Source organism: Variovorax sp. J22R115, assembly GCF_030317005.1.
Taxonomy (GTDB): Bacteria; Pseudomonadota; Gammaproteobacteria; order Burkholderiales; family Burkholderiaceae_C; genus Variovorax.
Map to the genome: position 1 here is coordinate 1 of NZ_JASZYM010000009.1, position 23296 is coordinate 23296.

Here is a 23296-nt window from a genome sequence, read left to right on the forward strand (position 1 = left end):
CCCACGCTCGGTCGCCCTCACGCAGTTGCGCTTCGCTTCGCTTGCTGTGGCCAGCTCGCGGGAGGACTTGCACCTCCGGGATGGCGCCCATGCTGGGCGCACCATGAAAAAGGCCGCCTGAAGGCGGCCCGTATTGGTGGTACCCGAAGCTCAAGGCTTGGCCGGAGGTGTCTCTGCCTGCTTCTTGGCCGCTTCGGTCGCGGCATTGGCCGCGTCGAGTGCAGACTGTGCGCCCGGGGAAGGCGTTGCGGAAGCAGGCGCTGCCGGCGCGGGTGCTGGCGCCGCAGGCGGGGTGACTACGACGGGCGGGGGTGCGACCACGGCCGGCGGCTCTTCCTTCTTGCCGCATGCGGTCAGCGCGGCAGCGGCAATCAGCGAAGCAATCAATACAGACTTCTTCATTACAGGGCTCCTTTGGATGAAGGTCTCAAAGAAAAAATTCTAGACCTGCACCCTCCGCAGAATATGTATTGCGGTGCGATTCGCGGCATTGGCTTACAAGCCCAGGGTCGATGCCGGAAAGGCCGGCCGAGCATGCCGCAGGCATTCATCGAGGCGTTCCCGCAACGCGCGCCGGCCCTCGGGCTCGCTTCCACAGACTCCGCGACCATGATCGACGTCGATGCGATGCAGGAACCATGACGGTGTCCAGATCGCGCTCGGCACCTCCGGCAGGCCGGGTCCGTCGCAGGCGCGGCATTCGACAATGTGGCTCCACATGCGCCGCCAGTGAACAAAGCGTGCATGTTCGCGCTCGAAGACACCGAATCGCTGCGCCAGCAACACGAAGCGGCGCCCCGCCGCCGACCAGGCCTGAAGCGCATCGACGATGGCACGTTCGCCCAACGGCCAGTCGTCGAATTCAGGGTCGCTCAGGACGATTTCTCGCCAGTTCTGCCGCGCAGCGGCCGAAAGCGCCGTCTGCAGATGCGCGCGAAACGCATGGCGTCCATCGAATGGACCGTCGGGCAATTCGGCAGCGGGAAAGTCATTCGGCATGTACCCACCCCGCTTCACACCAATCGCTCAGGAGCGCCAGCGCGTCATCGCTCGCGCGCGCAAGATCGCGTGGCCCGAGCCCTCGCTGATCCGCGAGACGTCGCATGAGCTTGGCGTCGCGACCAGAGGCACGAAAGCTCTCGCCGTTGATGTAGAGATGCCGCTCGTCGTAGAGCATGCGCGTGCGGCGGTCGAGGGCGACGGCGTTCAGTTGGGATGGCGCTTCGCCCTGGTCGAACCAGACCGTCGGCTTGGGCTCGGTCATCGATTCGCCGAGCGCACGGTCGATGATGTCGCCGTCGCGCATGGCGGACAGCACGGCCTCGCGGGCAAAGGCCTGCAAGGCAGACGGCATCGCCGCGGGCGTGTCGAGCGCCGGCTGCGCCGGATCGCGATAGTGCACGGCGGCTTGTGCTGCCGCGTCCTCCACGGCTTCGGCCTGGGCCTCTGCGATACGTGCGAGCAGGTCCGCGCCGAGCGGCGCAGCGGCCGGGGAGCGAAGGCCGATGGAATAGGTCATGCAGTCATCGCCCTCTGCCACTCCATCGTGCGCGTAGCGCGGCGGCAGATAGAGCATGTCCCCGGCTTCGAGCACAAAGCTTTGCTCGGGCTCGAACTGCGCGAGGATCTTGAGCGGGACATGGGGCTGGAGGCGCAGATCGCGCTGCTTGCCGATCGACCAGCGTCGTCGCCCCTGCGCCTGCAGCAGGAACACGTCGTAACTGTCGAAATGCGCGCCGACGCCGCCGGTGTCGCTGGCGTAGCTGATCATCACGTCGTCGAGTCGGGCATCGGGAACAAATCGGAACTGCTGCAACAATTCGTGCACGCCTTGGTGATGCAGGTCGACCCCCTGAACCAGCAGCGTCCAGCCGGGTTGCTTGAGAGACGGCAGCGCGCGGCGCGCGAACGGGCCGTGCTTGAGCGTCCAGCCCGACTTGCCATGCCGGATGAGGCGAGATTCGACCTCCTCACGCGCCGCCAAGTCGAACAGTTCTGGTCGCGCAATCGGTGGCACCATCGCGGGCACGGCCTGGCGAACCAGCAGTGGCTTCTTTTGCCAGTGGCGGCGCATGAACTGTTGCGCGCTCAGTCCACCGAGCAAGGTCAAGGGTTGATCAATCTCCATGGGAGAATTCTGCAATGGAAATCTCTGAACAATGCGTGGTCGGCCTGACCTGGACGCTGAAAGACACGCTGGGCGAAGTCCTGGACGTGCTCGACGATCCCGTGGAATTTCTGGTCGGCGGCGACGATCTCTTCGAGGCCATCGAGGCCGCCCTCATGGGCCATGGCCCCGGCGCCCGGGTGCAACTTCAACTCGAACCCGAGCAGGCTTTCGGCGACTTCAACGACCAGTTGCTCTTTCTCGAGCCCCGCACCCTCTTCCCCGAAGGCACGGAGGAAGGCATGACTTTCGACGGCGCCGCGTTGCCGCAAGGCGTGAACCCGGATATGCCCAAGGATGTGCTCTACACGGTGAGTGAAATCTATCCGGATCATCTGGTGCTGGACGGCAACCACCCGCTGGCTGGCATCGCGATCCGGCTGGACATGACCGTGAAGTCGGTGCGCGAGGCGACTGAAGAAGAGATCGGGCGCGGCACGGCAGGCACGGGCTTTTTCAAGGTGCCGCCCACGGCGCCCGGCAACGACCTGCTGCACTGAATCCCTCCAACCTCGCATGAAAAAGCCGGGCATTGCCCGGCTTTTTCACCATTGCTGCGTCGCGATCAGAAGCGCGAAATCTGTCCGTTGTCTATGCGGACGCGATCGCCAATGCGCAGGTCGCCGGGGGTCGGCACGTCGAATGCGCGATAGCCGCCGTTGTCCGTCTGGATGGAGACGCGGAAGCTTTCATAGGCGCGCGGGCCGCTGCGATTGGCCTCGACGCTGTTGCCCAGCAAGGCACCGCCGACCACGCCCAGCGCGGTGGCCGCCGTGCGGCCGTTGCCGCTGCCGATCTGGTTGCCCAGCACACCGCCGAGCAAGCCGCCGGCGATTGCACCGCCGCCCGTCGTGGGGGTGCCCGCGGTCTGGCTGCGGATGACCTCGATGTTGGCCACGCGACCGTATTCGACGTAGGGCCCCTGCGCGACCGGCTGCACCGGCTGGTATGGATAGTGGGTCGTCTGATAGACCGGTGCTGGCGCCACGCAGGCGGTCAACGTGGCGAGGGCCAGAAGCGAAGCGGTGACGGAAAGCGAACGAATGGAGATTTTCATGATGTAGTTCCTCGAAACGGCACGGCCGATGCGCGCCCTGCATGTGGATCAACGCAGCGCAGGCGCGCGCGATGACCTTGAACACATGTTGAAACCTTCGACGCGCAACCGCGTCTGTGGTTCCATTCTTTACGCGTGGGCACGCCTTGTGCGCCGATGAAGGACCGGGCCTACAGCGGCGCCTTCACCAAGGCCTTTCAGTGCTTGCCGGTCGAACCGTAGCCGCCCTCGCCGCGCTCGCTGGGCGGGAACTCGGCCACGACATTGAATTGCGCCTGAACGACCGGAACGATCACCAGTTGGGCCAGCCGCTCCATTGGCTGCAGCACGAAAGGCGCGTCGCTGCGGTTCCACGCGCTGACCTTGAGCTCGCCCTGGTAGTCGCTGTCGATCAGGCCGACCAGGTTGCCGAGAACGATGCCGTGCTTATGGCCCAGCCCCGAGCGCGGCAGGATCATGGCCGCAAAGCCGGGATCGGCCAGATGGATAGCGATGCCCGTTCCCACCAGTTGCCATGCATTCGGTTCCAGCGTGATGGGCGCATCGAGACAGGCCCTCAGGTCCAGTCCGGCACTGCCGGGGGTTGCATAGGCCGGCAGTTGGTCCTGCATGCGGGGATCGAGGATTCGAACGTCGACTTTCACTGATTGCGCCTTTGGTATTGCGATGGCTGTTGATTCATGGGTGGAGCCCGGCCGGCAAACGGGCCGCGATCTCCGCGACCAGCTCGCGCGCCAGCGTGAGCTTGGGGGCGCGCGGCAGCTCCCGCACGCCCTTGGCATCGACCAGCAACAGGCTGTTGTGGTCCTGCCCGAAGGTGAGAGGCCCGATGTTGCCGACCAGGAGCGGAATGCCCTTGCGCTCGCGCTTGGCCTTGGCATGTTCCGCGAGGTTTTCGCTTTCGGCTGCGAAGCCCACGCAGAACAACTGACCGCCCTTGGCACGCGGGCCCTGGGCGACGGTCAGCAGGATGTCCTCGTTTTCGACGAACTGCAGCGCCGGCGGCTTGCCGGTGCCGTCCTTCTTGATCTTCTGCTCGCTGTGCGCGGCCGGGCGCCAGTCGGCAACGGCAGCCGTCGCGATGAAGATCGATGCGCTCTGGACCGAATGCAGCGTCGCTTCGAGCATCTGCTGCGCCGACAGCACGTCGACACGGCGCACGCCTCGCGGCGTCGGCAGGTGCACGGGTCCGGCCACCAGCGTGACTTCGGCGCCGGCATCGCGTGCGGCGCGTGCAACGGCAAAGCCCATCTTGCCGGACGAGTGGTTGGTGATGCCGCGGATCGGATCGAGCGCCTCGAAGGTCGGCCCCGCCGTCACGACCACGTGCTGGCCCGCCAGCACCTTGGGCTGGAACTGGGCAATGACTTCGTCCAGCAGCTGATCGGCTTCGAGCATGCGGCCGTCGCCCGTCTCGCCGCAGGCCTGCCAGCCATTGCCCACGCCCAGCACCCGGGCGCCGTCGGCATCGACCTGCCGCAGGTTCCGCTGCGTCGCCGGATGACTCCACATCTCGCGGTTCATGGCCGGGGCGATGAGCAAAGGCACACGGTCCACCGGCCGCGCCAGGCACATCAGGCTCAGGAGTTCGTCGGAGCGCCCCTGCACGAGCCGCGCGATGAAATCGGCGCTGGCAGGCGCAAGCACGATCGCATCGGCTTCGCGGCTCAGGTTGATGTGGGGCATGTTGTTGACCTCGCGCAAGTCCCATTGCGAGGTGTAGACCGGACGCCCGGACAGCGCCTGCATCGTCACCGGCGTGATGAACTGCATGGCCGCCTCGGTCATCACGACCTGTACGGTAGCGCCGGCCTTGACCAGCAGCCGGCAGAACTCCGCCGACTTGTAGCAGGCGATGCCCCCCGTGAGCCCCAAAACGATGTGTTTGCCGCCAAGTTCTTGCATGGCCGGCAGTGTAAAGGGGCAAGTGCCCCCACCTATAATCCCTATTTCCCACTTCCCGGACCTGCACGTTCGGAACTGGCATGACCAAATTCGTCTTCGTCACCGGTGGTGTGGTGTCTTCCCTGGGTAAGGGAATCGCCTCCGCCTCGCTCGCCGCCATCCTTGAGTCGCGCGGCCTCAAAGTCACCCTCATCAAGCTGGACCCCTACATCAACGTCGACCCCGGCACGATGTCCCCCTTCCAGCACGGCGAAGTCTTCGTCACCGACGACGGCGCCGAAACCGACCTCGATCTCGGCCACTACGAGCGCTTCATCACGACGCGCATGCGGCGCGCCAACAACTTCACGACCGGCCAGATCTACAAGTCCGTGCTCGAAAAGGAGCGCCGCGGCGACTACCTCGGCAAGACGGTGCAGGTGATCCCGCACATCACCAACGAGATCCAGGAATACGTCAAGCGCGGCGCCGGCATCGGCACGTCGCACGAAGTCGACGTGGCGATCGTCGAGATCGGCGGCACGGTCGGCGACATCGAGTCGCTGCCCTTCCTCGAAGCCGTGCGCCAGATGAGCTTGCGCATGGGCCCCAACAATTCGGCCTTTGTGCATCTGAGCTACGTGCCGTGGATCGCCGCGGCCGGAGAACTCAAGACCAAGCCGACACAGCACACGGCGCAGAAGCTGCGCGAGATCGGCATCCAGGCCGACGCCCTGCTGTGCCGCGCCGACCGGCCCATCCCCGACGACGAGCGCGCCAAGATCTCGCTCTTCTCCAACGTGCCCGAGTGGGGCGTGATCTCGATGTGGGACGTCGACACCATCTACAAGGTGCCGCGCATGCTGCACGAGCAAGGCCTCGACGGCCTGATCTGCGACAAGCTGCGCATCAACACGCCGCCGGCCAAGCTCACTCGCTGGGACGACCTGGTCTACGAGGTCGAACATCCGCAGAAGGAAGTGAGCATCGCGATGGTCGGCAAGTACGTCGACCTGTCCGACAGCTACAAGTCGCTGAACGAGGCACTGCGGCACGCCGGCATGAAGAACCACGCCCGCGTGAAGATCGAGTACATCGACTCCGAAACCATCACGCGCGAAGACGTCGCCCGGCTGGGCAAGTACGACGCGATCCTCGTTCCGGGCGGCTTCGGGCAGCGCGGCGTCGAAGGCAAGATCTCGGCGGCACGTTTCGCCCGCGAAACCAAGGTGCCGTACCTGGGCATTTGCCTCGGCATGCAAGTCGCAACCATCGAGTACGCCCGCAATGTGGCCGGCCTGAAGAATGCCAACAGCACCGAGTTCGACCCACAGACGCCCTGCCCCGTGATCGCGCTGATCACCGAGTGGAAGGACAGCGACGGCACGGTCAAGGTCCGCGACGAGAAGTCCGACCTCGGCGGCACGATGCGCCTCGGTGCGCAAAGCTCCGACGTGGCGCCAGGCACCCTGGCCCACAGCATCTACGGCGACGTCGTGACCGAACGGCACCGCCATCGCTACGAGGCCAATGTCAACTACCTCGACGAACTGCGCCGCGCGGGCCTGGTGATTTCGGCACTCACCCAGCGCGAGCACCTGACGGAAATCGTCGAACTGCCGCAGAGCGTGCACCCGTGGTTCATGGGTGTGCAGTTCCACCCTGAGTTCAAGTCGACGCCCTGGAGCGGCCATCCGTTGTTCAACGCGTTCATCAAGGCGGCGCTCGAGCATCAGAATGCGGACACGGACAAGAAGGCTTTGAAGGTGGTGGCATGAAGCTGTGCGGATTCGATATCGGGCTGGACAAGCCCTTCTTCCTGATCGCGGGTCCCTGCGTGGTCGAGTCCGAGCAGTTGCAGATGGACACGGCCGGCACGCTGAAGGAAATCACCTCCTCGCTCGGCATCCCCTTCATCTTCAAGAGCAGCTTCGACAAGGCCAACCGCTCGTCGGGCACCAGCTTTCGCGGCCCCGGCCGTGACAAGGGCCTGGACATCCTTGCCAAGGTCAAGCGCGAGTTGGGCCTGCCGGTGCTTACCGATGTGCACACCGAGGACGACATCACGGCAGCCGCCCAGGTGGTCGACGTGCTGCAAACGCCGGCCTTCCTCTGCCGGCAGACCGATTTCATCCGCGCGGTGGCGCAGTCGGGCAAGCCGGTCAACATCAAGAAGGGTCAGTTCCTCGCGCCGCACGACATGAAGAACGTGATCGACAAGGCGCGTGCGGCGGCCAAAGAAAAGGGTCTGCCGGAAGACAGCTTCATGGCCTGTGAACGCGGCGCGAGCTTCGGCTACAACAACCTCGTTTCCGACATGCGCTCGCTCGCGATCATGCGCGAGACGGGCGCGCCGGTGGTCTTCGACGCCACGCACTCGGTGCAGCTGCCCGGCGGCCAGGGCACGAGTTCCGGCGGCCAGCGCGAGATGGTGCCCGTGCTGTCGCGTGCCGCCGTCGCGGTGGGTGTGGCCGGCCTGTTCATGGAAACCCACCCTGACCCGGCCAAGGCGCTCAGCGACGGCCCCAACGCCGTGCCGCTCAAGCACATGAAGGCGCTGCTCGAGACGCTGCTCGCGCTCGACAGCGTCACCAAGAAAAACGCATTCCTAGAGGACATTTTTCAGCAATGACCAGTGCCTACATCATCGCCAACGTCGAAGTCACGAATCCGACGCAGTATGAGGAATACAAGAAGTGGTCCACCGAGGCCATGAAGGCGCACGGCGCCGAAGTCTGCGTGCGCGGCGGCAAGGTCGAAGTGCTCGAAGGCGACTGGAATCCCCAGCGTCTCGTGATCCTCAAGTTCCCGACCGTCGAGGCCGCGAAGAAATTCAACGACTCCCCCGAATACGGCAAGGCCCGCGCGTCACGCCAGGGCGCAGCGATCATGCGCATGATCGTGGTCGAAGGTGTCTAGCAGGCTCCCCCCCAACCAACAGCCCGGCGGAGCCGGTTCTGCGGTATCTCGCGAATGGGAGTGGCATGATTTGGATATTGAGTGATTACCAGGTTTTTTTCGGAGCAAGAGAACAATGAGTGCAATCGTTGACATCGTCGGGCGTGAAATCCTCGACAGCCGCGGCAACCCCACCGTCGAGTGCGACGTGCTGCTCGAATCGGGCACCATGGGCCGCGCGGCCGTTCCCTCGGGCGCATCGACCGGCTCGCGCGAAGCGATCGAACTGCGCGACGGCGACAAGAGCCGCTATCTCGGCAAGGGCGTCCTCAAGGCCGTCGAGAACATCAACACCGAGATCTCCGAGGCCGTGCTGGGTCTCGACGCCAGCGAGCAGGCGTTCCTCGACCGCACGCTGCTCGACCTCGACGGCACGGACAACAAGGCACGCCTGGGCGCCAACGCTACCCTGGCCGTGTCGATGGCCGTGGCTCGCGCTGCTGCCGAGGAATCGGGCCTGCCGCTGTACCGCTACTTCGGCGGCATGGGCGGCATGCAGCTGCCGGTGCCGATGATGAATGTCATCAATGGCGGCGCACACGCCAACAACAGCCTGGACCTGCAGGAATTCATGATCATCCCCGTGGGCGCGAAGAGCTTCCGCGAGGCCGTGCGCTATGGCGCCGAAGTGTTTCACGCGCTCAAGAAGATCCTGGGCGACCGCGGCATCAGCACCGCCGTGGGCGACGAAGGCGGCTTCGCACCGAGCGTCGAGAGCCACGAAGCCGCGATCCAGTTGATCCTCGAAGCCATCGACAAGGCCGGCTACACCGCCGGCGAACAGATCGCCCTGGGCCTGGACTGCGCCGCGAGCGAGTTCTACAAGGACGGCAAGTACGTGCTTTCCGGCGAGAACCTCAGCCTCACCGCCGAAAGCTGGACCGACATGCTCGCGACCTGGGTCGACAAGTACCCGATCATCAGCATCGAGGATGGCATGCACGAAGGCGACTGGGACGGCTGGAAGCACCTGACCGAGCGCCTCGGCAAGCGCGTGCAGTTGGTCGGCGACGACCTGTTCGTGACCAACACGAAGATCCTGCAGGAAGGCATCGACAAGGGCATCGCCAATTCGATCCTGATCAAGATCAACCAGATCGGCACACTGACCGAGACTTTCGCCGCCATCGAGATGGCCAAGCGCGCGGGATACACCGCCGTGATCAGCCACCGTTCGGGCGAGACCGAGGACAGCACCATCGCCGACATCGCCGTGGGCACCAACGCCGGTCAGATCAAGACCGGCTCGCTGTCGCGCTCGGACCGCATCGCCAAGTACAACCAACTCCTGCGCATCGAGGAAGACCTCGGCGACGTCGCGTCGTACCCGGGTCGCGCCGCTTTCTACAACCTGCGCTGATCTCCCCGGATCAGGCGCCATGCGATCACGCATCGTCCCGATCATCCTGGTCCTCCTGCTGCTGATCCTTCAGTGGCAGCTCTGGACCGGGCGCGGCAGCGTGCGCGAGGTCGCACAGCTGCAGGAGAAGCTGGCGGACCAGAAGGAAGCCAATTCCCGCGCCGCCTTGAACAACGAACGTCTCGCCAACGAGGTCAACGACCTCAAAGAGGGTCTGGAGATGGTCGAGGAACGTGCCCGGCAGGAGCTCGGCATGGTCAAGCCCAACGAAGTCTTCGTGCAGATCACGCGCTGAATGACTTCGATCTCGGCGGCCCCATGACGCCCGATCTCCCCGCTGGCTGCGTCATCGCGCTGCTCGGCGCCCACGGCACCGGAAAGACCGAACTCGCGAACGCGCTCGCAGCGCGGATCTTGCAGCGCGGCATCGTGGCCACCCTGGTGGCGGACGTCTCGCACGAATGGCGAGTGCGCGAGCGGCGCAGTCCGAACGCCGTCGAACTGGCGGCTATCGCCCGCGAACAGACCCGACTCATCGCATCCGCGGCCGAACAGGGGGTGGTCGTGGCCGACACGACGGCCCTGACGCCAGCGGTTCACAACGACATCCTCTTCAACGACGACGCGCTGTATGCGAATGCACTGACGGCACACCGCGGCTATGCGATCACGCTGCTCATGGCGCTCGACCTGCCGAGCAGCATCGAGGAGGAGCAACGCGACCGGGTAGACGCATCGTTGCGCGCAGCCTTCGCCCGCTCGGGAACGCCCTACTCCGTGATCCATGGACGTGGCTCGGAGCGACTCGCCAGTGCATGGAACGCCATCAACGCGAGCGCGGAAGCCGCGGGAAATGCGTCGAGCAGGGGCCGCATCGGCGGCGACCAACGGCCCTGGTTCTGGCCATGCGACAAATGTTCCGATCCCGCGTGCGAGCACAGGCTGTTCAGCGACTTGGTGGCCCGGCGCCCTTAGTGCATAAGACACCACAAGACCCCATGGCAAGTCCATCGCTACTCAAACTCAAAGTCCAGATAGCGGCTTTCCTGGCCGTGACATGCTTCGTATGCGCGTCGGCACGAGCCGCACCGGCCACCGTGACCGTCGAGAACCAGACGCGCCCCACCGCTTGCGCCGAGGAGGACAACGTGTCCATGACCCTCAGCGGCCGGAATATTGCCCGCTTCCGGGTCGAAGCACTGCAACCAATCTACCTGGCCGACATCAAGGCCGACATCACCGCGCCCGACTTTTCCAACTGCAACTTCGACGGCGGCGCGCATCCCACGGACCCGAGCTACCCCTTCAAGCCGCGCCGCGTCGTATTCCACGACGGCAAGGATTGGATGATCGTCGGCATCACGCTGCCCAGCTTCTGGCGGCCGCACCGGGTGCCGGTGCGTGTCGGCAAGCGAGTGGAGGATGACATCCATCTGCTGCAGGTCTATGCGAAGAAGCCCGGTGCCAAGCCGCTCGAAGCGCTGGTGATGTATCCGGCCGACGGCTACTGGCGCCTCAAACCGCTCCCGCCGGCGCGCTTCGGTGACGGCGTCTACGGCTCGTCCTTCCTGATGGGGCGGGTCGAGACGGACGGCCGGCCGGTGGTCAACATCGCATCGATCGACGTCAGTACGAGGCCACTCGCCTTCCACGTTCGCTTCGTCGGCGGCGGCCGTGCCGACGTGAAGGTCGCGGAGATCAGCGAGAAACGCACTGCGCTCGATGTGTCCCTGAAGCCGCCGACGCGCGGCGACCAGCCCTTCGCGATGCTGCGCTCGATGTACGTGACCGCCGACAACGCGGACATGAGCGCGGTGAGCTGGCGGGCGACACCCACTTCGGCTCTGCAGACGCGGGAGCTGCCTTCGGTCTCCACGCTCGAGGCGGCACAGGTCCGCTTCGGCCGCACAGTGCCTTCGCGCCACAACACCAGCGCACCGGACATCCGGTTCAGCGCCTTCGAGGCCGGGACGAGACGCTCCGCGCCCCAGCCATGAAGGTTGAACCGCCCTACTGCACCACCGCCGTACCCGGCATCTGATCCCCCGGCGCGGTAAATATCTGCGCGGCATCGACCGCATCGAAGCGGTACTGCTTGCCGCAGAAGTCGCAACCGACCTCGATGTCGCCACGCTCGGCAAGGATGCTCTCCGCTTCTTCCACGCCAAGCCCACGGATCATGTTCGCGACCCGCGTGCGCCCGCAGGTGCATGCGAAATGCGGTCCCAGCAAGCCGGCCTGCGGCTCGAAGCGCAGCAGTTTCTCTTCCCAGAAAAGACGACGCAGGATGGTGTCCACATCCAGTGTCAGGAGTTCGTCGCGCGTCAGGCTCGAGGCAAGAATGGAAATGCGGTTGTAGTCCTCGTTGCGGCCGATCTCGTCCTCGTTGGACTGGTCATGATCGCTGCGGGATGTGCCTTCGAGGTTGGCTTCACCCTTGACCGGCAGGCGCTGGATCAGGAGGCCTGCAGCCACCTTGTCGTCGGCCGCAAGGACCAGCGTCGTATCGAGCTGCTCGCTTTGCAGCATGTAGTGCTGCAACACGTCGCTGAGCTTGTCGAGCTTTTCGCCGCGGTCGCCGAACAGCGGCACCACGCCCTGGTACGGCTGCTGGCCCGGGAGCTTGTCCTTGGGGTCGAGCGTGATCGCGCAGCGGCCCTTGTTCTTGACGTTGACCATGTCGGGCAGACGCGCATCGGCGGCGAGCTCACCCACCACCTTGGCGGTGGCGCGCAGGCTCAGATCGGGCTTCACTTCGGCGACCGCGATCTTGACCGGGCCGTCGCCAAAGATCTGAAGGATGAGCGCGCCGTTGAACTTGATGTTGGCCTGCATCAGCGTGGCCGCGGCCGTCATCTCGCCCAGCAACTCTGCCACCGGGGCCGGATAGGCGCCGGTGCCTGTATTGGACGCACGGCGCGCCAGGATTTCCTGCCAGGCATCGGTCAGTCGCACGATCATGCCGCGCACAGGCAGGCCGTCGAACAGGAACTTGTGCAACTCGCTCAATTGAGACTCTCTCTCCCGCCCCTTCAGGCGATTTTCTTGAGGCCTTTCGCGAAGCGACGGCCGTTTTCCACATAGTGCTCGGCGCCATGCCGCAGCTTCGCGGCGGCGGCATCGTCGAGCGTGCGCACCACCTTCGCCGGCGATCCGATGATGAGCGAGTTGTCAGGAAACTCCTTGCCCTCGGTCACGACGCTGCCGGCGCCAACGATGGAATTGCGGCCGATCTTCGCGTTATTCAAGATCACCGCCTGGATGCCGATGAGCGAGTTGTCACCGATCGTGCAGCCGTGCAGCATGACCTGATGGCCGATCGTCACGTTGTCGCCGATGGTCAGCGGGCAGCCGGGGTCGGAATGGAGCATCGACAGATCCTGCACGTTGCTGTTGCGCCCGAGGCGCATCGCCTCGTTGTCGCCCCGCAGCACCGCGCCGAACCAGACGCTCGCGTTCTCGGCGAGCACCACGTTGCCCATGACCTGAGCGCTATCGGCGACCCATGCGCCTTCGCCGAGTTGGGGTGCCACGCCGTCGAGTTCGTAAAGGGCCATCGCGATGTCTCCAGAGGTCGAAAACTAGAATTGTAGGGATGCACCCCCGCCTTGGCGCCCTGGCCGCACTGCGCCTCACCGATCCCGACCTCAAGGTGGCCGCGACGCACGCCACGGTCGCGCAATCCATCCTGCACCCGATGCCCACGGAGCCCATCCGCACGGAAGGCGACGAAGCCGGCGTCCCTGGCCGCCCCGAGCGTCCGCTGCGCGTCTCCGCCACCGAAGTCGAGAAGCGCTCGCCGTTCACGACGGAAGGCCGCGCCGCGCTGATCCATTCGATCTGCCATATCGAGTTCAATGCGATCAACCTCGCCCTGGACGCGGCCTGGCGCTTCGACGGCATGCCCGAGGCCTACTACCGCGACTGGCTGCGCGTGGCCGACGAGGAGGCCCAGCACTTCATGCTGCTGCACGACCATCTTCGTGGCATGGGCTGGAGCTACGGCGATTTCACCGGCCATGACGGCCTGTGGAACATGTGCGAGAAGACCAAGGACGACGTGGTCGCCCGCATGGCCTTGGTGCCTCGCACCCTCGAAGCGCGCGGTCTGGACGCGACGCCGCTGATCCAGGCCAAGCTGCGCCGCGTGAACACGCCGGACGCGCTGGCCGCTTGCGCGATCCTCGACATCATCCTGCGCGACGAAGTCGGACATGTGGCTATCGGCAACCGCTGGTACCGCTGGCTGTGCGAGCGCCAGGGCCTCGACCCGATCGCACACTACCGCGTGCTGTACCGGCGGCACGAGGCGCCGCGCCTGAAGGCTCCATTCAATCTGGAGGCCCGTGCGCGGGCCGGCTTCACGAACGAAGAGTTGCAGGCCTTAACGGCTCATTCCCGCGGGGAAAACTGACGCCGCGACACCACCATCTTCGGCGAGAAACGCTGCAGCACATCACCGTGCTGGTTCTTCGTCTCGCAACGCATCACGACCATCCCGCGCTCCGGCTTCGAGCGCGACGGGATCACCTCCACCACTTCGCTCTCGACGCGCAGCACGTCTCCCGGCCGGGTCGGCTTGGGCCAGTGGATCTCGCCGCCCGAGCCGATCACGCCATCGGCCAGCGGCATGCCACTGGTCACGAGCAGCCGCATCGTGATCGCCGCCGTATGCCAGCCGCTCGCCGCCAGACCCTGGAAGAAAGTGTTCTTGGCGGCTTCCGGATCCAGATGGAAAGGCTGCGGATCGAAGCGCTGCGCGAACTCGATGATCTGTGCCTCATCGAGCGCGTGCGATTCGCTGACGAAGCGATCGCCGGGCTCTAGGTCTTCGAGATAGAGGTTTGGCTGGAAGGTCCCTGGTTCTGTCATGTCGATCTCCTCGGCCCTGTCAGTCACCCTTGATGCCTGCGGCTCGCACGATGCGGCCGTTGCTTTCGTATTCGCTCGCGATCTCGTTCGCGAATTCTTCGGCGCGACCACCGGTGGGCACGTTGTCGGTCGACTGCAACTTCGCTCGCAGATCGGGGCTGGCCAGGGCCTTGTTGATCTCGACGTTGTACTTCTCGATCAGGATCGACGGCGTCCCGGCCGGAGCGAACACGCCGAAGAGAGATGAAACGTTGGCCGCGGGATAGCCCAACTCCGACAGCGTCGCCACCTTCGGCAGGTTGTCGAGCCGCTTCGGCGCGCCGACTGCCAGAGGACGCAGCTTCCCGGCCGTGATCTGCGCGGCGACAGTTGGCCCTGCATTGGTCGAGAGAATCTCGAACTGCCCGCCGATCGCGTCGTTGAGCTGCTGGCCTCCCCCCTTGTAGGGGATGTGCGTGATGTCCACCTTTGCGGTTGCGCGAAGTTGTTCGAGCACCACGTGGCCCAGCGAGGCCTGGCCCGATGTCGCCCAACGCACTGCACCCGGCCTTGCCCTCGCGTCGTCGAGCAATGACTGGAAATCGCGAGTCCCGGTCGCCGGCGTTGCCAGCAGCAACACCGGCGAATACATGACGCTGACCACTGGAGCGATGTCCTTCAGCGGATCGAAAGGCGACTTGCCGAGATGGGGATTCAGCACCAACGGACTGATGGCGGAGAAGCCCAGCGTCGCGCCGTCGGGCGTGGCCTTGGCGACGGCGTCCATGCCGATCGTCCCGCTCGCGCCCGCCTTGTTCTCGACCCCGACCGTGCTGCCCAGCTGGGCAGAGAGTTTGTCGGCCAGTGCGCGGGCAATCACGTCACTGACGCCGCCCGCGGGATAGGCCACGACGAGGCGAATCGTTTTCGGTATGACCTGCGCCTGTGAGACGCCGGCGGACAGTGCAAGACCCAGCGCAAGCGCAATGCGGTGCACGGGAAAATTGAAAGACATCGATGCAACTCCTTTCTTGTCAGCCGCGCGGATGGTGCTGCGCATGCAGCTGCTTCAGCCGCTCGCGCGCGACGTGCGTGTAGATGGTGGTGGTGGAAATGTCCGCGTGGCCCAGCAGCAGTTGCACCGCGCGCAAGTCCGCGCCATGGTTGAGCAGGTGCGTCGCGAACGCATGGCGGAGCGTGTGCGGCGACAGCGGCACATGAATGCTGGCCGCCAGCGCGTTCTTCTTCACGATGACCCAGAACATCGCGCGCGTCATCCCCGCGCCGCGATTCGTGACGAAGAGGTCGGCGGTCTGCTGACCATCCAGGATCACGGGACGCGACTCGTGCAAGTAGCGGTCGATCCAGCGCCGAGCCTCGCCTCCGAAAGGCACCAGGCGCTCCTTGCTCCCCTTGCCGAGCACGCGCAGCACGCCATCGTTCAGGCTCATCTCGAACACCTTGAGTTCGACCAGTTCGCTGACGCGAAGCCCGCTCGCGTACATCAGCTCGAGCATGGCGCGGTCGCGCAGGCCCAGCGGCGTATCGACATCCGGCGCGGCGAGCAGGTCGTCGACCTGCTTCTCCGACAGGGTCTTGATCGCTCGCGGCATCTGCCGGGCCGGCGCCAGCCGCAGGCTCGGGTCGGCGGCGATGCGCTGTTCGCGCAGAGCCCATCGGTAGTAGCGCTTGAAAACGGTGAGCCGCCGGTTGGCCGAGGTCGCCTTGCCCTTGTCGGAAAGACGCACGCCCATGTAGGCCTGCAGGTCGTTCTCCTGGGCGGCGTCGAGCACCTTGCCGCGCTCGGCTTTCATCCAATGGGCGAACAGTTCGAGATCGCGGCGATAGGCGGCCAGCGTGTTCTTCGACAGACCGTCCTCGAGCCACAGGGCGTCGATGAAGTCGTCGATTTCGGGCGTTTCGGTGGGCGTTTCGGTGGCCGCGGTCATGCGATGCAAGATAACAAAAAGAAAAAGCCGCCCAGGAGGGGCGGCTTCGAGCGGGAGTGCCGTGATCAGTCGAGCTTGAGCTTCTGCTTGGCCACGACCTGCTTGTAGACCTCGTACTCGGCCTTGATCTGCGCCGCGAACTGCTCGGGCGTGTTCGCCACGACGAGCGAGCCAGTGTCCTCGATGCGCTTGCGCACGGCCGGGTCCTCGACGGACTTCTTGACGCCAGCGTTGATCTTGTCGACCACTTCCTTCGGCAGCCCCTTCGGGCCGAGGATGCCGTAGTAGGCCATGCGGTTCACCGGTTCCAGGCCGACTTCCTTGAAGGTCGGCACGTTGGGCAGCGCGGCGAGGCGCTGGGGCGCCGACACCACGATCGGCACCAGCTTGCCGGTCTGGATGAAGGGCAGCGCCGACGGGATGTTGTCGAACATGATCGGCACCTGTCCAGCCACGACGTCGTTCAGCGCGGGGCCTGCACCGCGATACGGAATGTGGGTGACGAACGTGTTGGTGAGGCTCTTGTAGAGCTCCATCAGCAGATGCCCGATGCCGCCCGTGCCCGAGGTCGCGTACGAATATTTGCCCGGGTTTTTCTTCAGCTCGGCGATGAATTCGGCGTAGTTCTTGGCCGGGAAACTCGGGTGCACCGCGATGATGTTGGGCGTGGCGGCGATGTTGACGATCGGCGTGAAATCGTTGATCGGGTCGTACGGCGTCTTCGGGTTGATCGCCGGATTGGCTGCCGTGCTCGACACTGTCGCGACGCCCAGCTTGTAGCCGTCCGGCGTGGCCCGGGCCGTTTCGGCCGCGCCGACGATGCCACCGCCGCCCGCCCTGTTGATGACCACCACGGGCTGGCCCAGCGTCTTGCCCAGCGGTTCGGCGATCACGCGCGCCACGATGTCGGTGGTGCCGCCCGGTGCGAACGGCACCGAAAGTTCGATGGGCTTGTTCGGGTAACCCTGCGCCCAGCTGGACCCTGCGAGCGCGAACAGCGCGGCTGCGCTGGCAAACGCATTCCATTGACGACGTTGCATTTGGATAGCCCTCCTTGGGCCAATAAACGAAAGCCCGGATGCTAACGGGTCGCTCGTCCGTCTACGTCGTGGATTACCCATGCCGCGCGGCGGATATCCTCGAACGGTGAACTATGCGCAGTTGCTCTTCCCCGACTTCTCCCTCATCGCCTGCGGCTGGCTTCTATGCCGCTATACGGCACTTGACCGCCGCGTGTGGAACCAGGTCGAAAGCCTGGTCTACTACTTTCTCTTTCCGGTGCTCCTGTTCCATTCGATCGTGCGCAGCCCGCTCGACTTCGGGGCTACGTCCAACCTGCTGACCGCGGGCGTGGGCGTCGGGCTCAGCGGCATCGCGCTGGCCTACGCCCTGCCCTTTCTGCCGGCAATCGGCGCGCACATCGATCGTCGCGACCACGCGGCCAGCGCGCAGATCGCCTTTCGCTTCAATTCGTTCATCTGCCTCGCCCTTGCCGACCGCGTGGCGGGGCCGGAGGGCCTGCTCATGATCGCGGTGCTCATCGGGGTGTGCGTGCCGATGTTCAACATCGCGGCCGTCTGGCCGATGACCCGGCACGCGCAGACCGGCTTCGTGCGGCAGCTCGCGCGCAACCCGCTGATCATCGCCACCGTGACCGGCCTGATCGCCAACGTGCTGGGCCTCGGCGTGCCCACCTGGCTCGAACCGACGCTCACCCGCATCGGCGCGGCATCGCTCGCGCTGGGGCTGATGGCGGCCGGCGCGGGCATGCAGTTCGCGACGCTCGCGCAAGGCAAGGTGCTGGCGGTATCGGTCCTGGCCATACGGCATCTGGTGCTGCCGCTGATCGGCTGGGGGCTCGCGATCGTGCTGAAGCTGGACCCGGCCCAGGCGGCGGTGCTGATGACCTTTTCTGCCGTGCCCACCGCGTCGAGCGCCTACGTGCTGGCGGCGCGCATGGGTTACAACGGCGCCTATGTGGCGGGGCTTGTGACACTGTCGACGCTGCTGGGCGTCCTGAGCCTGCCCTTTGCCCTCGCGCTGACACGCTAGTGGGCCACCTTCGCGGCTACCATCTCCCGATGCGCCGCTACCTCCTGGCCGTTGTCGCAGCATCATCGCTGGCGGGCGTGGCGCACGCGCAAGAATACACCCGCTACCAGGGTGGCTGGAACGGCCCCTTCCTGTTCTACGTGGTGCAGCAGGACACGGGCGCGCAAGGACCACCGGAGGTCTATTCGGGCGTGCTGCAGATCGACTTCGACGGCCGGGTGAATGGCAGTGTCCCTGAAGCCACCTGCAGCCTGATGGGGTCGAGCATGGACTACGTGTCGCCCGCGAATGCCTCGCTCGAGCTCACCGTGAGCGGCTGCAAGGACACACGCTTCAACGGCCACTTCAGCGGCAAGCTGATCAACAACCCCACATTGAAATACGCCTCGCTTCGCCTGAGCTCGATGCGCTCGCTGGACTCGGGGACGGCCCAGATCTCAGCCATCATCCGGCACTGAAGGCCAGCGCCCACTCGACGTGCTCGCGCACCAGCGCGCTCGGGTGCTCGCGGCGGGAGGCCAGGGCCGCGCGCGCGCTGTCATCCCCGGCGCGCAGCGCATTGCCGAGCGCGACGGCCACGTTGCGCAGCCATCGCTCGTGACCGATGCGCCGGATCGGACTGCCCTCGGTGTAGCGCAGAAAGTCTTCCTCGCTCCAGGCGAAGAGTTCGCTCAACTGACGCCCGGTAAGGCCGTCGCGCGCATCGAAGTCGGGCAGCGCGCTTTTCTTGGCGAACTTGTTCCAGGGACAGATCAACTGGCAGTCGTCGCACCCATAGATGCGGTTGGCCATCAGCGACCGCAGTTCGACGGGGATCGCCCCCGCATGTTCGATCGTCAGGTACGAAATGCAGCGTCGCGCGTCAAGGCGGTACGGCGCGATGATGGCCTGTGTCGGGCACACGTCGATGCAGGCACTGCAACTGCCGCAATGGGGCGTGACCGGTTGGCTCGGCGGCAACGCCATGTCGACGTAGATCTCGCCGAGGAAGAACATCGAGCCGGCTTCGCGGTCCAGCACCAGCGTGTGTTTGCCGCGCCAGCCTTGGCCGCTGCGCGACGCGAGTTCGGCCTCCAGCACGGGCGCGGAGTCGGTGAAGGCGCGGTGACCGAAGGGTCCGACCTCGCCGGCAATGCGATCCGCCAGTTTGGAGAGGCGCGAGCGAAGGACCTTGTGATAGTCCCGGCCACGCGCGTAGAGCGACACGATGCCCTCGTCCGGCCGCCGAAGGCGTGAGAACTCGATCGCCTGCCAATCGTCGGGCGTGGCCCGTGGAAGGTAGTCCATGCGGGCCGTGATCACCGACACGGTGCCGGGCACCAGTTCCGCCGGCCGCGCGCGCCGCGTGCCGTGGGCGGCCATGTAATGCATGTCACCATGGAATCCCTCGGCCAGCCACTGCATCAGCCCCGGCTCGGCACTCGAGAGGTCGACACCCGCGACCCCGATTTGGGAGAATCCGAGTTCCCGGGCCAAAGCCCGAATCCGAATCACGAGTTGATGTCTGCCGATCACCTGCCGATTGTAGAAACGCACAGCGCCACCTTGGTCTGGCGCACCGAAGACGACACGGACGCGTTGGCATGCGCCCTCGCGCAGTCGCCGGCGCTGCGCGACGCCTTCATCTCGCTGCAAGGCGACCTGGGCGCGGGCAAGACGACCTTCGTGCGCCACCTGCTGCGCGCACTCGGCATCACGGGCCGCATCAAGAGCCCGACCTACGCGGTCGTGGAGCCGCACGAGGCGCCCGACGGGCTCGCCATCTTCCATTTCGACTTCTATCGCTTCAGCGATCCACGCGAATGGGAGGATGCCGGCTTCCGTGACATCTTTGCCGGACCAGGGGTCAAGTTGGCGGAATGGCCCGAAAACGCCGCGGGGCGCATTCCGCTTGCGGACCTCGCTATTAAAATCGAAGCAATGACCGACGACACCCGCACAGTGACCCTTCGCGCGCACACGCAGCGCGGCAGCCGGTTGCTTGCCGACGCCGCATGAGGGCGAGCGGACTGAAGCGACGTGCGCTGCTGCAAGGCGGCAGCATTGCCTTGCTGCTGGGCATCCACGAGATCGCCCAGGGCGCGACCATCGTCGCGGTCCGCGTCTGGCCCGCATCCGACTACACACGCGTGACCATCGAATCCGATGGCCGGCTGAACTCGCAGCAGCTGGTGGTCGGCAGTCCACCGCGGCTGGCGGTGGACATCAACGGCATCGACCTCAATCCCGCGCTGCGCGAGCTGGTCGGCAAGATCAAGCCTGACGACCCGTACATCAACGGCCTGCGTGTCGGGCAGTTCGCGCCGGGCGTCGTGCGCATCGTCTTCGACCTCAAGCAGGCGGTGGCGCCGCAGGTGTTCTCGCTGGCGCCGGTCGCGGCCTACAAGGACAGGCTCGTGCTGGACCTCTATCCGCAGCAGGCAGCCGATCCGCTGGAGTCACTGATCGCCGAGCGCCTGCGCGACGCGCCGAAAACCGCGGTGGCCGGCGCCGCCCCCTCTTCCGGCGACACACCTGCGCCCTCGCGACCCGGCGCCGAGGCCGCTGACCCGCTCGGCGACCTGATGGCGCAGCAGTCCACCCGTGCGGCACCGCCGGTTTCAGTCACGCAGGCCAATCGCCCGTCGGCACCCGTCGGCCCACTGCCGATTCCCATGCCGCCGCCGGCCGTCAGCGCGCCTCCCCCACCGGCCACTTCCGGGCGCGGCGTCGCCACGGCGAGCCAGACCGACCGCATCATCATCGTCGCGCTGGATCCGGGCCACGGCGGCGAGGACCCCGGCGCCATGGGCCCGAACGGCACGCGCGAGAAGGACATCGTCCTGCAGATCGCCCATCGGCTGCGCGAACGCATCAACGCGAGCAGCGTCAACGGCAACCCGATGCGCGCCTTTCTCACACGCGACGCAGACTTCTTCGTGCCGCTCGGCGTGCGCGTGCAGAAGGCGCGCCGCGTGCAGGCCGACCTGTTCGTGAGCATCCACGCCGACGCCTTCACCACCCCCGAGGCGAAAGGCGCCAGCGTGTTTGCGCTGAGCCAGGGTGGCGCATCGAGCAGTGCCGCGCGCTGGCTCGCCAACAAGGAAAACCAGGCCGACAAGGTCGGCGGCGTGAACGTGGGCAATCACGAGGCGCAGGTGCAGCGCGCACTGCTCGACATGAGCACCACTGCGCAGATCAACGACAGCCTCAAGCTGGGCGGCGCGATGCTGGGCGAGATCCGCGGCATCGGCGCACGCCTGCACAAGGCGCAGGTCGAACAGGCCGGCTTCGCGGTGCTCAAGGCGCCGGATATCCCGAGCGTGCTGGTCGAGACGGCCTTCATCAGCAACCCCGAGGAAGAGGCCAAGCTGCGCAGCACGGCCTACCAGGAAGATCTGGCGGATGCATTGATGCGGGGGATTCAACGCTACTTTGCGCAGAATCCGCCGCTGGCGCGCAGCCGGCAGCTGTAAGTCTGTCCGGTAGTCTCGGCGCGAACCTCTCCCCCTCTCACAGCCAGCGCCGCACGCGCTGCTGGTAGGCGGCGTACTCCGCCCCGAACAGCAAGGACAGCGCGCGCTCCTCGCTGGCAATCTGGAACCGTTGGATGTAGAGAGCGAACAGGGGCAACACGGCCAGCGCGAGAAGATCCCAGAGGAAGACCGCCCACGCCAGCAAGTCCAGCAGCAGCCCGAGGTACATCGGGTTGCGCGTCAAGCGGTAGACCCCGCGGGTGACAAGGGCGGATGCCATGTCGGGCGTGAACGGGTTCATCGTGGTTCTCGACTGGTGAAAAGCCCGCATCCCAGCCACGCTGAAGGCCACACCCGCCGCGGCGACCACGATGGCGAAAGTGGCGCGCCACGCGAAAGGGGCCTCCACATCCGGCGGTAGCAGCGATACCAGCCACATCAACAAGGCGGCGGCCAGCGCGACAAGCGGAGGGGGAATCCGATGCTCCAGCACATTCATGAGCGGCCTCTTTGGAAATGGCGGGAACCATCTTGCTCCACGCGCGCCGCGCCTGGCAAAGGGTTCTCTCGCGGCCGCACTCCTTGCGTAGCGGACCTACTCGGCCTCGATTCCCGCGGCTTTCACGATGCGCCCCCACTTCTGCGATTCGCCGGCCTGGAACTTCGCGAGTTCTTCCGGCGAGGTCGTGAATACCTCGGTCCCGGTCGGCTCGTAAAACGCAGCCTTGGCCGCCTCGCTCTTGGCTGCCTTGACCAGCAACTCGTTCAGACGCTTGACGACCGCGGGCGGCGTCTTTGCCGGTGCGTACGCGGCGAACCAGTAGCCCATCTCGTAGCCTTTGACGCCGGCCTCCGAGATCGTCGGCACATCGGGCGCCAGCGGCGAGCGCGTGGCACTTGAAACACCCAGCGCACGCAGCTTGCCGGACTTGACTTGCGGCAGGCCGGTCGCGGTGTCAGTGATCATCATGTTGATCTGGCCGCCGAGCAGGTCCGTCACCGCGAGCGTGTTGCTCTTGTAGGGCACGTGCAGCAGCTTGATGTCGGCCATCTGCTGCAGCAGCTCGCCCGCCATGCGGCTCGACGAACTGCCGCTTCCGAAGCTGTACTTGCCCGGCTCTTTCTTCGCGAGCGCTACGAATTCCGCAACTGTCTTGGCGGGGAAAGAGGGGTTGACCACCATGATCTGGCCGCCCTTGCCCAGCGCGGCGATCGGCGCGTAATCCTTCACCGGGTCGTAGGGCAGCTTCTTGAAGAGGTGCTCGTTGGCCGCGTGCGTGGTGTTGGTGGTGATCAGCACGGTGTAGCCGTCGGCCGGCGCCTTGGCCACCTGCTGCGAGGCGATGAAGCCGCTGGCGCCGGCCTTGTTGTCGATCACCACCGGCTGCTTCGTCTCAGCTGTCACGCCGTTGCCGAGCGCGCGGGCGATCTGGTCGGTTGCCGTGCCTGCGGCAAAGGGCACCACGAACGTGATGGGTTTGTCGGGGAAGGCTTGTGCCTGGGAAAGCAGCGGGACGATGGCCAGTGCAGCGGCGAGCACCGTGAAGGGAAAGCGTTTCATTG

General features: G+C 65.6%; 28 protein-coding genes. 13 read left to right on the top strand and 15 right to left on the bottom strand.

Annotation, left to right across the window (positions count from 1 at the left end):
- Positions 1-150 precede the first annotated feature (150 nt).
- The 3 genes from QTI04_RS16640 to QTI04_RS16650 form a co-directional block, all read right to left on the bottom strand.
- On the bottom strand, positions 151-402 hold the full coding sequence (locus tag QTI04_RS16640; protein ID WP_286616619.1) for a hypothetical protein: 252 nt from the start codon (positions 400-402) through the stop codon (positions 151-153).
- Between the two features lie 93 nt (positions 403-495).
- Positions 496-999 (bottom strand): hypothetical protein, encoded by a 504-nt coding sequence (locus QTI04_RS16645; RefSeq protein WP_286616620.1) that lies wholly within the window; start codon positions 997-999, stop codon positions 496-498.
- A complete protein-coding gene (locus QTI04_RS16650) occupies positions 989-2128 on the bottom strand; it encodes a cupin domain-containing protein (protein ID WP_286616621.1) in 1140 nt (379 codons plus the stop codon). The genes QTI04_RS16645 and QTI04_RS16650 overlap by 11 nt, the downstream gene beginning before the upstream one ends.
- A 14-nt stretch (positions 2129-2142) precedes the next feature.
- Here QTI04_RS16650 and QTI04_RS16655 point away from each other — a divergent pair, with 14 nt between their 5' ends.
- Complete coding sequence (locus QTI04_RS16655) at positions 2143-2667, top strand: peptidylprolyl isomerase (protein WP_286599985.1); 525 nt, start codon at positions 2143-2145, stop codon at positions 2665-2667.
- Between the two features lie 65 nt (positions 2668-2732).
- Here the strand turns inward: QTI04_RS16655 and QTI04_RS16660 are convergent, their stop codons facing one another.
- The 3 genes from QTI04_RS16660 to coaBC form a co-directional block, all read right to left on the bottom strand.
- The gene (locus QTI04_RS16660; protein WP_286599984.1) at positions 2733-3224 is read right to left on the bottom strand and encodes a glycine zipper 2TM domain-containing protein; all 492 of its coding nucleotides are present in this window, start codon (positions 3222-3224) and stop codon (positions 2733-2735) included.
- Between the two features lie 197 nt (positions 3225-3421).
- Positions 3422-3868 (bottom strand): dUTP diphosphatase, encoded by a 447-nt coding sequence (dut, locus tag QTI04_RS16665; RefSeq protein WP_286616622.1) that lies wholly within the window; start codon positions 3866-3868, stop codon positions 3422-3424.
- A gap of 34 nt (positions 3869-3902) precedes the next feature.
- The gene (coaBC, locus tag QTI04_RS16670) at positions 3903-5129 is read right to left on the bottom strand and encodes a bifunctional phosphopantothenoylcysteine decarboxylase/phosphopantothenate--cysteine ligase CoaBC (RefSeq protein WP_286616623.1); all 1227 of its coding nucleotides are present in this window, start codon (positions 5127-5129) and stop codon (positions 3903-3905) included.
- 80 nt (positions 5130-5209) lie between these two features.
- Between coaBC and QTI04_RS16675 the strand changes: the two genes are divergently transcribed.
- From QTI04_RS16675 to QTI04_RS16705, 7 genes are all read left to right on the top strand, one after another.
- Positions 5210-6886, top strand: coding sequence for a CTP synthase (locus tag QTI04_RS16675; protein WP_286616624.1), 1677 nt, complete (start codon positions 5210-5212; stop codon positions 6884-6886).
- Positions 6883-7740 carry a 3-deoxy-8-phosphooctulonate synthase gene (gene kdsA / locus QTI04_RS16680; protein ID WP_286616625.1) on the top strand — a complete coding sequence of 286 codons (858 nt, stop codon included), beginning with the start codon at positions 6883-6885 and terminating at the stop codon, positions 7738-7740. The genes QTI04_RS16675 and kdsA overlap by 4 nt, the downstream gene beginning before the upstream one ends.
- Positions 7737-8027 carry a DUF1330 domain-containing protein gene (locus tag QTI04_RS16685; protein WP_286599976.1) on the top strand — a complete coding sequence of 97 codons (291 nt, stop codon included), beginning with the start codon at positions 7737-7739 and terminating at the stop codon, positions 8025-8027. Before kdsA ends, QTI04_RS16685 begins: the two co-directional genes overlap by 4 nt.
- Before the next feature lie 115 nt (positions 8028-8142).
- Positions 8143-9426, top strand: a complete 1284-nt coding sequence (eno, locus tag QTI04_RS16690) for a phosphopyruvate hydratase (protein WP_286599974.1) — start codon at positions 8143-8145, stop codon at positions 9424-9426.
- Positions 9427-9445: 19 nt separating this feature from the next.
- Positions 9446-9721, top strand: a complete 276-nt coding sequence (gene ftsB, locus QTI04_RS16695) for a cell division protein FtsB (RefSeq protein ID WP_286599972.1) — start codon at positions 9446-9448, stop codon at positions 9719-9721.
- 23 nt (positions 9722-9744) lie between these two features.
- On the top strand, positions 9745-10401 hold the full coding sequence (locus tag QTI04_RS16700; RefSeq protein WP_286616626.1) for an AAA family ATPase: 657 nt from the start codon (positions 9745-9747) through the stop codon (positions 10399-10401).
- A gap of 179 nt (positions 10402-10580) precedes the next feature.
- A complete protein-coding gene (locus tag QTI04_RS16705; RefSeq protein ID WP_286616848.1) occupies positions 10581-11423 on the top strand; it encodes a hypothetical protein in 843 nt (280 codons plus the stop codon).
- Positions 11424-11436: 13 nt separating this feature from the next.
- On the opposite strand, the gene QTI04_RS16710 is transcribed toward QTI04_RS16705, so the two are convergent.
- A complete protein-coding gene (locus QTI04_RS16710; protein ID WP_286599969.1) occupies positions 11437-12435 on the bottom strand; it encodes an Hsp33 family molecular chaperone HslO in 999 nt (332 codons plus the stop codon).
- 23 nt (positions 12436-12458) lie between these two features.
- Complete coding sequence (locus QTI04_RS16715; protein ID WP_286599968.1) at positions 12459-12983, bottom strand: gamma carbonic anhydrase family protein; 525 nt, start codon at positions 12981-12983, stop codon at positions 12459-12461.
- Positions 12984-13021: 38 nt separating this feature from the next.
- Between QTI04_RS16715 and QTI04_RS16720 the strand changes: the two genes are divergently transcribed.
- Positions 13022-13840 (top strand): ferritin-like domain-containing protein, encoded by an 819-nt coding sequence (locus tag QTI04_RS16720; protein WP_286616627.1) that lies wholly within the window; start codon positions 13022-13024, stop codon positions 13838-13840.
- On the opposite strand, the gene QTI04_RS16725 is transcribed toward QTI04_RS16720, so the two are convergent.
- From QTI04_RS16725 to QTI04_RS16740, 4 genes are all read right to left on the bottom strand, one after another.
- The gene (locus QTI04_RS16725) at positions 13819-14298 is read right to left on the bottom strand and encodes a MaoC family dehydratase (protein ID WP_286616628.1); all 480 of its coding nucleotides are present in this window, start codon (positions 14296-14298) and stop codon (positions 13819-13821) included. The genes QTI04_RS16720 and QTI04_RS16725 overlap by 22 nt on opposite strands.
- Positions 14299-14317: 19 nt before the next feature.
- Positions 14318-15292, bottom strand: a complete 975-nt coding sequence (locus tag QTI04_RS16730; RefSeq protein WP_286616629.1) for a tripartite tricarboxylate transporter substrate binding protein — start codon at positions 15290-15292, stop codon at positions 14318-14320.
- 19 nt (positions 15293-15311) lie between these two features.
- The gene (gene xerD, locus QTI04_RS16735; protein ID WP_286616630.1) at positions 15312-16226 is read right to left on the bottom strand and encodes a site-specific tyrosine recombinase XerD; all 915 of its coding nucleotides are present in this window, start codon (positions 16224-16226) and stop codon (positions 15312-15314) included.
- Between the two features lie 65 nt (positions 16227-16291).
- Complete coding sequence (locus QTI04_RS16740) at positions 16292-17266, bottom strand: tripartite tricarboxylate transporter substrate binding protein BugE (RefSeq protein WP_286599962.1); 975 nt, start codon at positions 17264-17266, stop codon at positions 16292-16294.
- 79 nt (positions 17267-17345) lie between these two features.
- On the opposite strand from QTI04_RS16740, the gene QTI04_RS16745 reads away from it, so the two are divergent.
- Together QTI04_RS16745 and QTI04_RS16750 are read left to right on the top strand one after the other, a co-directional pair.
- Positions 17346-18278, top strand: a complete 933-nt coding sequence (locus QTI04_RS16745) for an AEC family transporter (RefSeq protein WP_286599961.1) — start codon at positions 17346-17348, stop codon at positions 18276-18278.
- 29 nt (positions 18279-18307) lie between these two features.
- Entirely contained in the window at positions 18308-18736 is a 429-nt protein-coding gene (locus QTI04_RS16750; protein ID WP_286599960.1) for a hypothetical protein, read from the top strand.
- Here QTI04_RS16750 and queG read toward each other — a convergent pair.
- Positions 18723-19793 carry a tRNA epoxyqueuosine(34) reductase QueG gene (gene queG, locus QTI04_RS16755; RefSeq protein ID WP_286616631.1) on the bottom strand — a complete coding sequence of 357 codons (1071 nt, stop codon included), beginning with the start codon at positions 19791-19793 and terminating at the stop codon, positions 18723-18725. The two genes, QTI04_RS16750 and queG, sit on opposite strands and share 14 nt — an antisense overlap.
- Between queG and tsaE the strand changes: the two genes are divergently transcribed.
- Both tsaE and QTI04_RS16765 read left to right on the top strand, forming a co-directional pair.
- Positions 19779-20276, top strand: coding sequence for a tRNA (adenosine(37)-N6)-threonylcarbamoyltransferase complex ATPase subunit type 1 TsaE (gene tsaE, locus QTI04_RS16760; protein WP_286599958.1), 498 nt, complete (start codon positions 19779-19781; stop codon positions 20274-20276). The two genes, queG and tsaE, sit on opposite strands and share 15 nt — an antisense overlap.
- Positions 20273-21733 carry an N-acetylmuramoyl-L-alanine amidase gene (locus QTI04_RS16765; RefSeq protein ID WP_286616632.1) on the top strand — a complete coding sequence of 487 codons (1461 nt, stop codon included), beginning with the start codon at positions 20273-20275 and terminating at the stop codon, positions 21731-21733. The genes tsaE and QTI04_RS16765 overlap by 4 nt, the downstream gene beginning before the upstream one ends.
- Positions 21734-21770: 37 nt before the next feature.
- Here the strand turns inward: QTI04_RS16765 and QTI04_RS16770 are convergent, their stop codons facing one another.
- Both QTI04_RS16770 and QTI04_RS16775 read right to left on the bottom strand, forming a co-directional pair.
- On the bottom strand, positions 21771-22232 hold the full coding sequence (locus tag QTI04_RS16770; protein ID WP_286599956.1) for an isoprenylcysteine carboxylmethyltransferase family protein: 462 nt from the start codon (positions 22230-22232) through the stop codon (positions 21771-21773).
- 96 nt (positions 22233-22328) lie between these two features.
- The gene (locus QTI04_RS16775) at positions 22329-23294 is read right to left on the bottom strand and encodes a tripartite tricarboxylate transporter substrate binding protein (protein ID WP_286616633.1); all 966 of its coding nucleotides are present in this window, start codon (positions 23292-23294) and stop codon (positions 22329-22331) included.
- Between the last annotated feature and the right edge of the window lie 2 nt (positions 23295-23296).

What these genes read in the sequence shown, in the direction of transcription:
- QTI04_RS16745 (WP_286599961.1), top strand. Translation starts at nt 17,346, where the DNA reads ATGCCGCGCGGCGGATATCCTCGAACGGTGAACTATGCGCAGTTGCTC.
- QTI04_RS16715 (WP_286599968.1), bottom strand. Translation starts at nt 12,983, where the DNA reads ATGGCCCTTTACGAACTCGACGGCGTGGCACCCCAACTCGGCGAAGGC.
- QTI04_RS16725 (WP_286616628.1), bottom strand. Translation starts at nt 14,298, where the DNA reads ATGACAGAACCAGGGACCTTCCAGCCAAACCTCTATCTCGAAGACCTA.
- xerD (WP_286616630.1), bottom strand. Translation starts at nt 16,226, where the DNA reads ATGACCGCGGCCACCGAAACGCCCACCGAAACGCCCGAAATCGACGAC.
- QTI04_RS16650 (WP_286616621.1), bottom strand. Translation starts at nt 2,128, where the DNA reads ATGGAGATTGATCAACCCTTGACCTTGCTCGGTGGACTGAGCGCGCAA.
- QTI04_RS16765 (WP_286616632.1), top strand. Translation starts at nt 20,273, where the DNA reads ATGAGGGCGAGCGGACTGAAGCGACGTGCGCTGCTGCAAGGCGGCAGC.
- QTI04_RS16730 (WP_286616629.1), bottom strand. Translation starts at nt 15,292, where the DNA reads ATGTCTTTCAATTTTCCCGTGCACCGCATTGCGCTTGCGCTGGGTCTT.
- tsaE (WP_286599958.1), top strand. Translation starts at nt 19,779, where the DNA reads ATGTCTGCCGATCACCTGCCGATTGTAGAAACGCACAGCGCCACCTTG.
- QTI04_RS16740 (WP_286599962.1), bottom strand. Translation starts at nt 17,266, where the DNA reads ATGCAACGTCGTCAATGGAATGCGTTTGCCAGCGCAGCCGCGCTGTTC.
- QTI04_RS16640 (WP_286616619.1), bottom strand. Translation starts at nt 402, where the DNA reads ATGAAGAAGTCTGTATTGATTGCTTCGCTGATTGCCGCTGCCGCGCTG.
- QTI04_RS16775 (WP_286616633.1), bottom strand. Translation starts at nt 23,294, where the DNA reads ATGAAACGCTTTCCCTTCACGGTGCTCGCCGCTGCACTGGCCATCGTC.
- QTI04_RS16705 (WP_286616848.1), top strand. Translation starts at nt 10,581, where the DNA reads ATGACCCTCAGCGGCCGGAATATTGCCCGCTTCCGGGTCGAAGCACTG.
- QTI04_RS16685 (WP_286599976.1), top strand. Translation starts at nt 7,737, where the DNA reads ATGACCAGTGCCTACATCATCGCCAACGTCGAAGTCACGAATCCGACG.
- QTI04_RS16655 (WP_286599985.1), top strand. Translation starts at nt 2,143, where the DNA reads ATGGAAATCTCTGAACAATGCGTGGTCGGCCTGACCTGGACGCTGAAA.
- QTI04_RS16645 (WP_286616620.1), bottom strand. Translation starts at nt 999, where the DNA reads ATGCCGAATGACTTTCCCGCTGCCGAATTGCCCGACGGTCCATTCGAT.
- eno (WP_286599974.1), top strand. Translation starts at nt 8,143, where the DNA reads ATGAGTGCAATCGTTGACATCGTCGGGCGTGAAATCCTCGACAGCCGC.
- QTI04_RS16675 (WP_286616624.1), top strand. Translation starts at nt 5,210, where the DNA reads ATGACCAAATTCGTCTTCGTCACCGGTGGTGTGGTGTCTTCCCTGGGT.
- QTI04_RS16770 (WP_286599956.1), bottom strand. Translation starts at nt 22,232, where the DNA reads ATGAATGTGCTGGAGCATCGGATTCCCCCTCCGCTTGTCGCGCTGGCC.
- QTI04_RS16720 (WP_286616627.1), top strand. Translation starts at nt 13,022, where the DNA reads ATGCACCCCCGCCTTGGCGCCCTGGCCGCACTGCGCCTCACCGATCCC.
- QTI04_RS16750 (WP_286599960.1), top strand. Translation starts at nt 18,308, where the DNA reads ATGCGCCGCTACCTCCTGGCCGTTGTCGCAGCATCATCGCTGGCGGGC.
- coaBC (WP_286616623.1), bottom strand. Translation starts at nt 5,129, where the DNA reads ATGCAAGAACTTGGCGGCAAACACATCGTTTTGGGGCTCACGGGGGGC.
- ftsB (WP_286599972.1), top strand. Translation starts at nt 9,446, where the DNA reads ATGCGATCACGCATCGTCCCGATCATCCTGGTCCTCCTGCTGCTGATC.
- QTI04_RS16660 (WP_286599984.1), bottom strand. Translation starts at nt 3,224, where the DNA reads ATGAAAATCTCCATTCGTTCGCTTTCCGTCACCGCTTCGCTTCTGGCC.
- QTI04_RS16700 (WP_286616626.1), top strand. Translation starts at nt 9,745, where the DNA reads ATGACGCCCGATCTCCCCGCTGGCTGCGTCATCGCGCTGCTCGGCGCC.
- kdsA (WP_286616625.1), top strand. Translation starts at nt 6,883, where the DNA reads ATGAAGCTGTGCGGATTCGATATCGGGCTGGACAAGCCCTTCTTCCTG.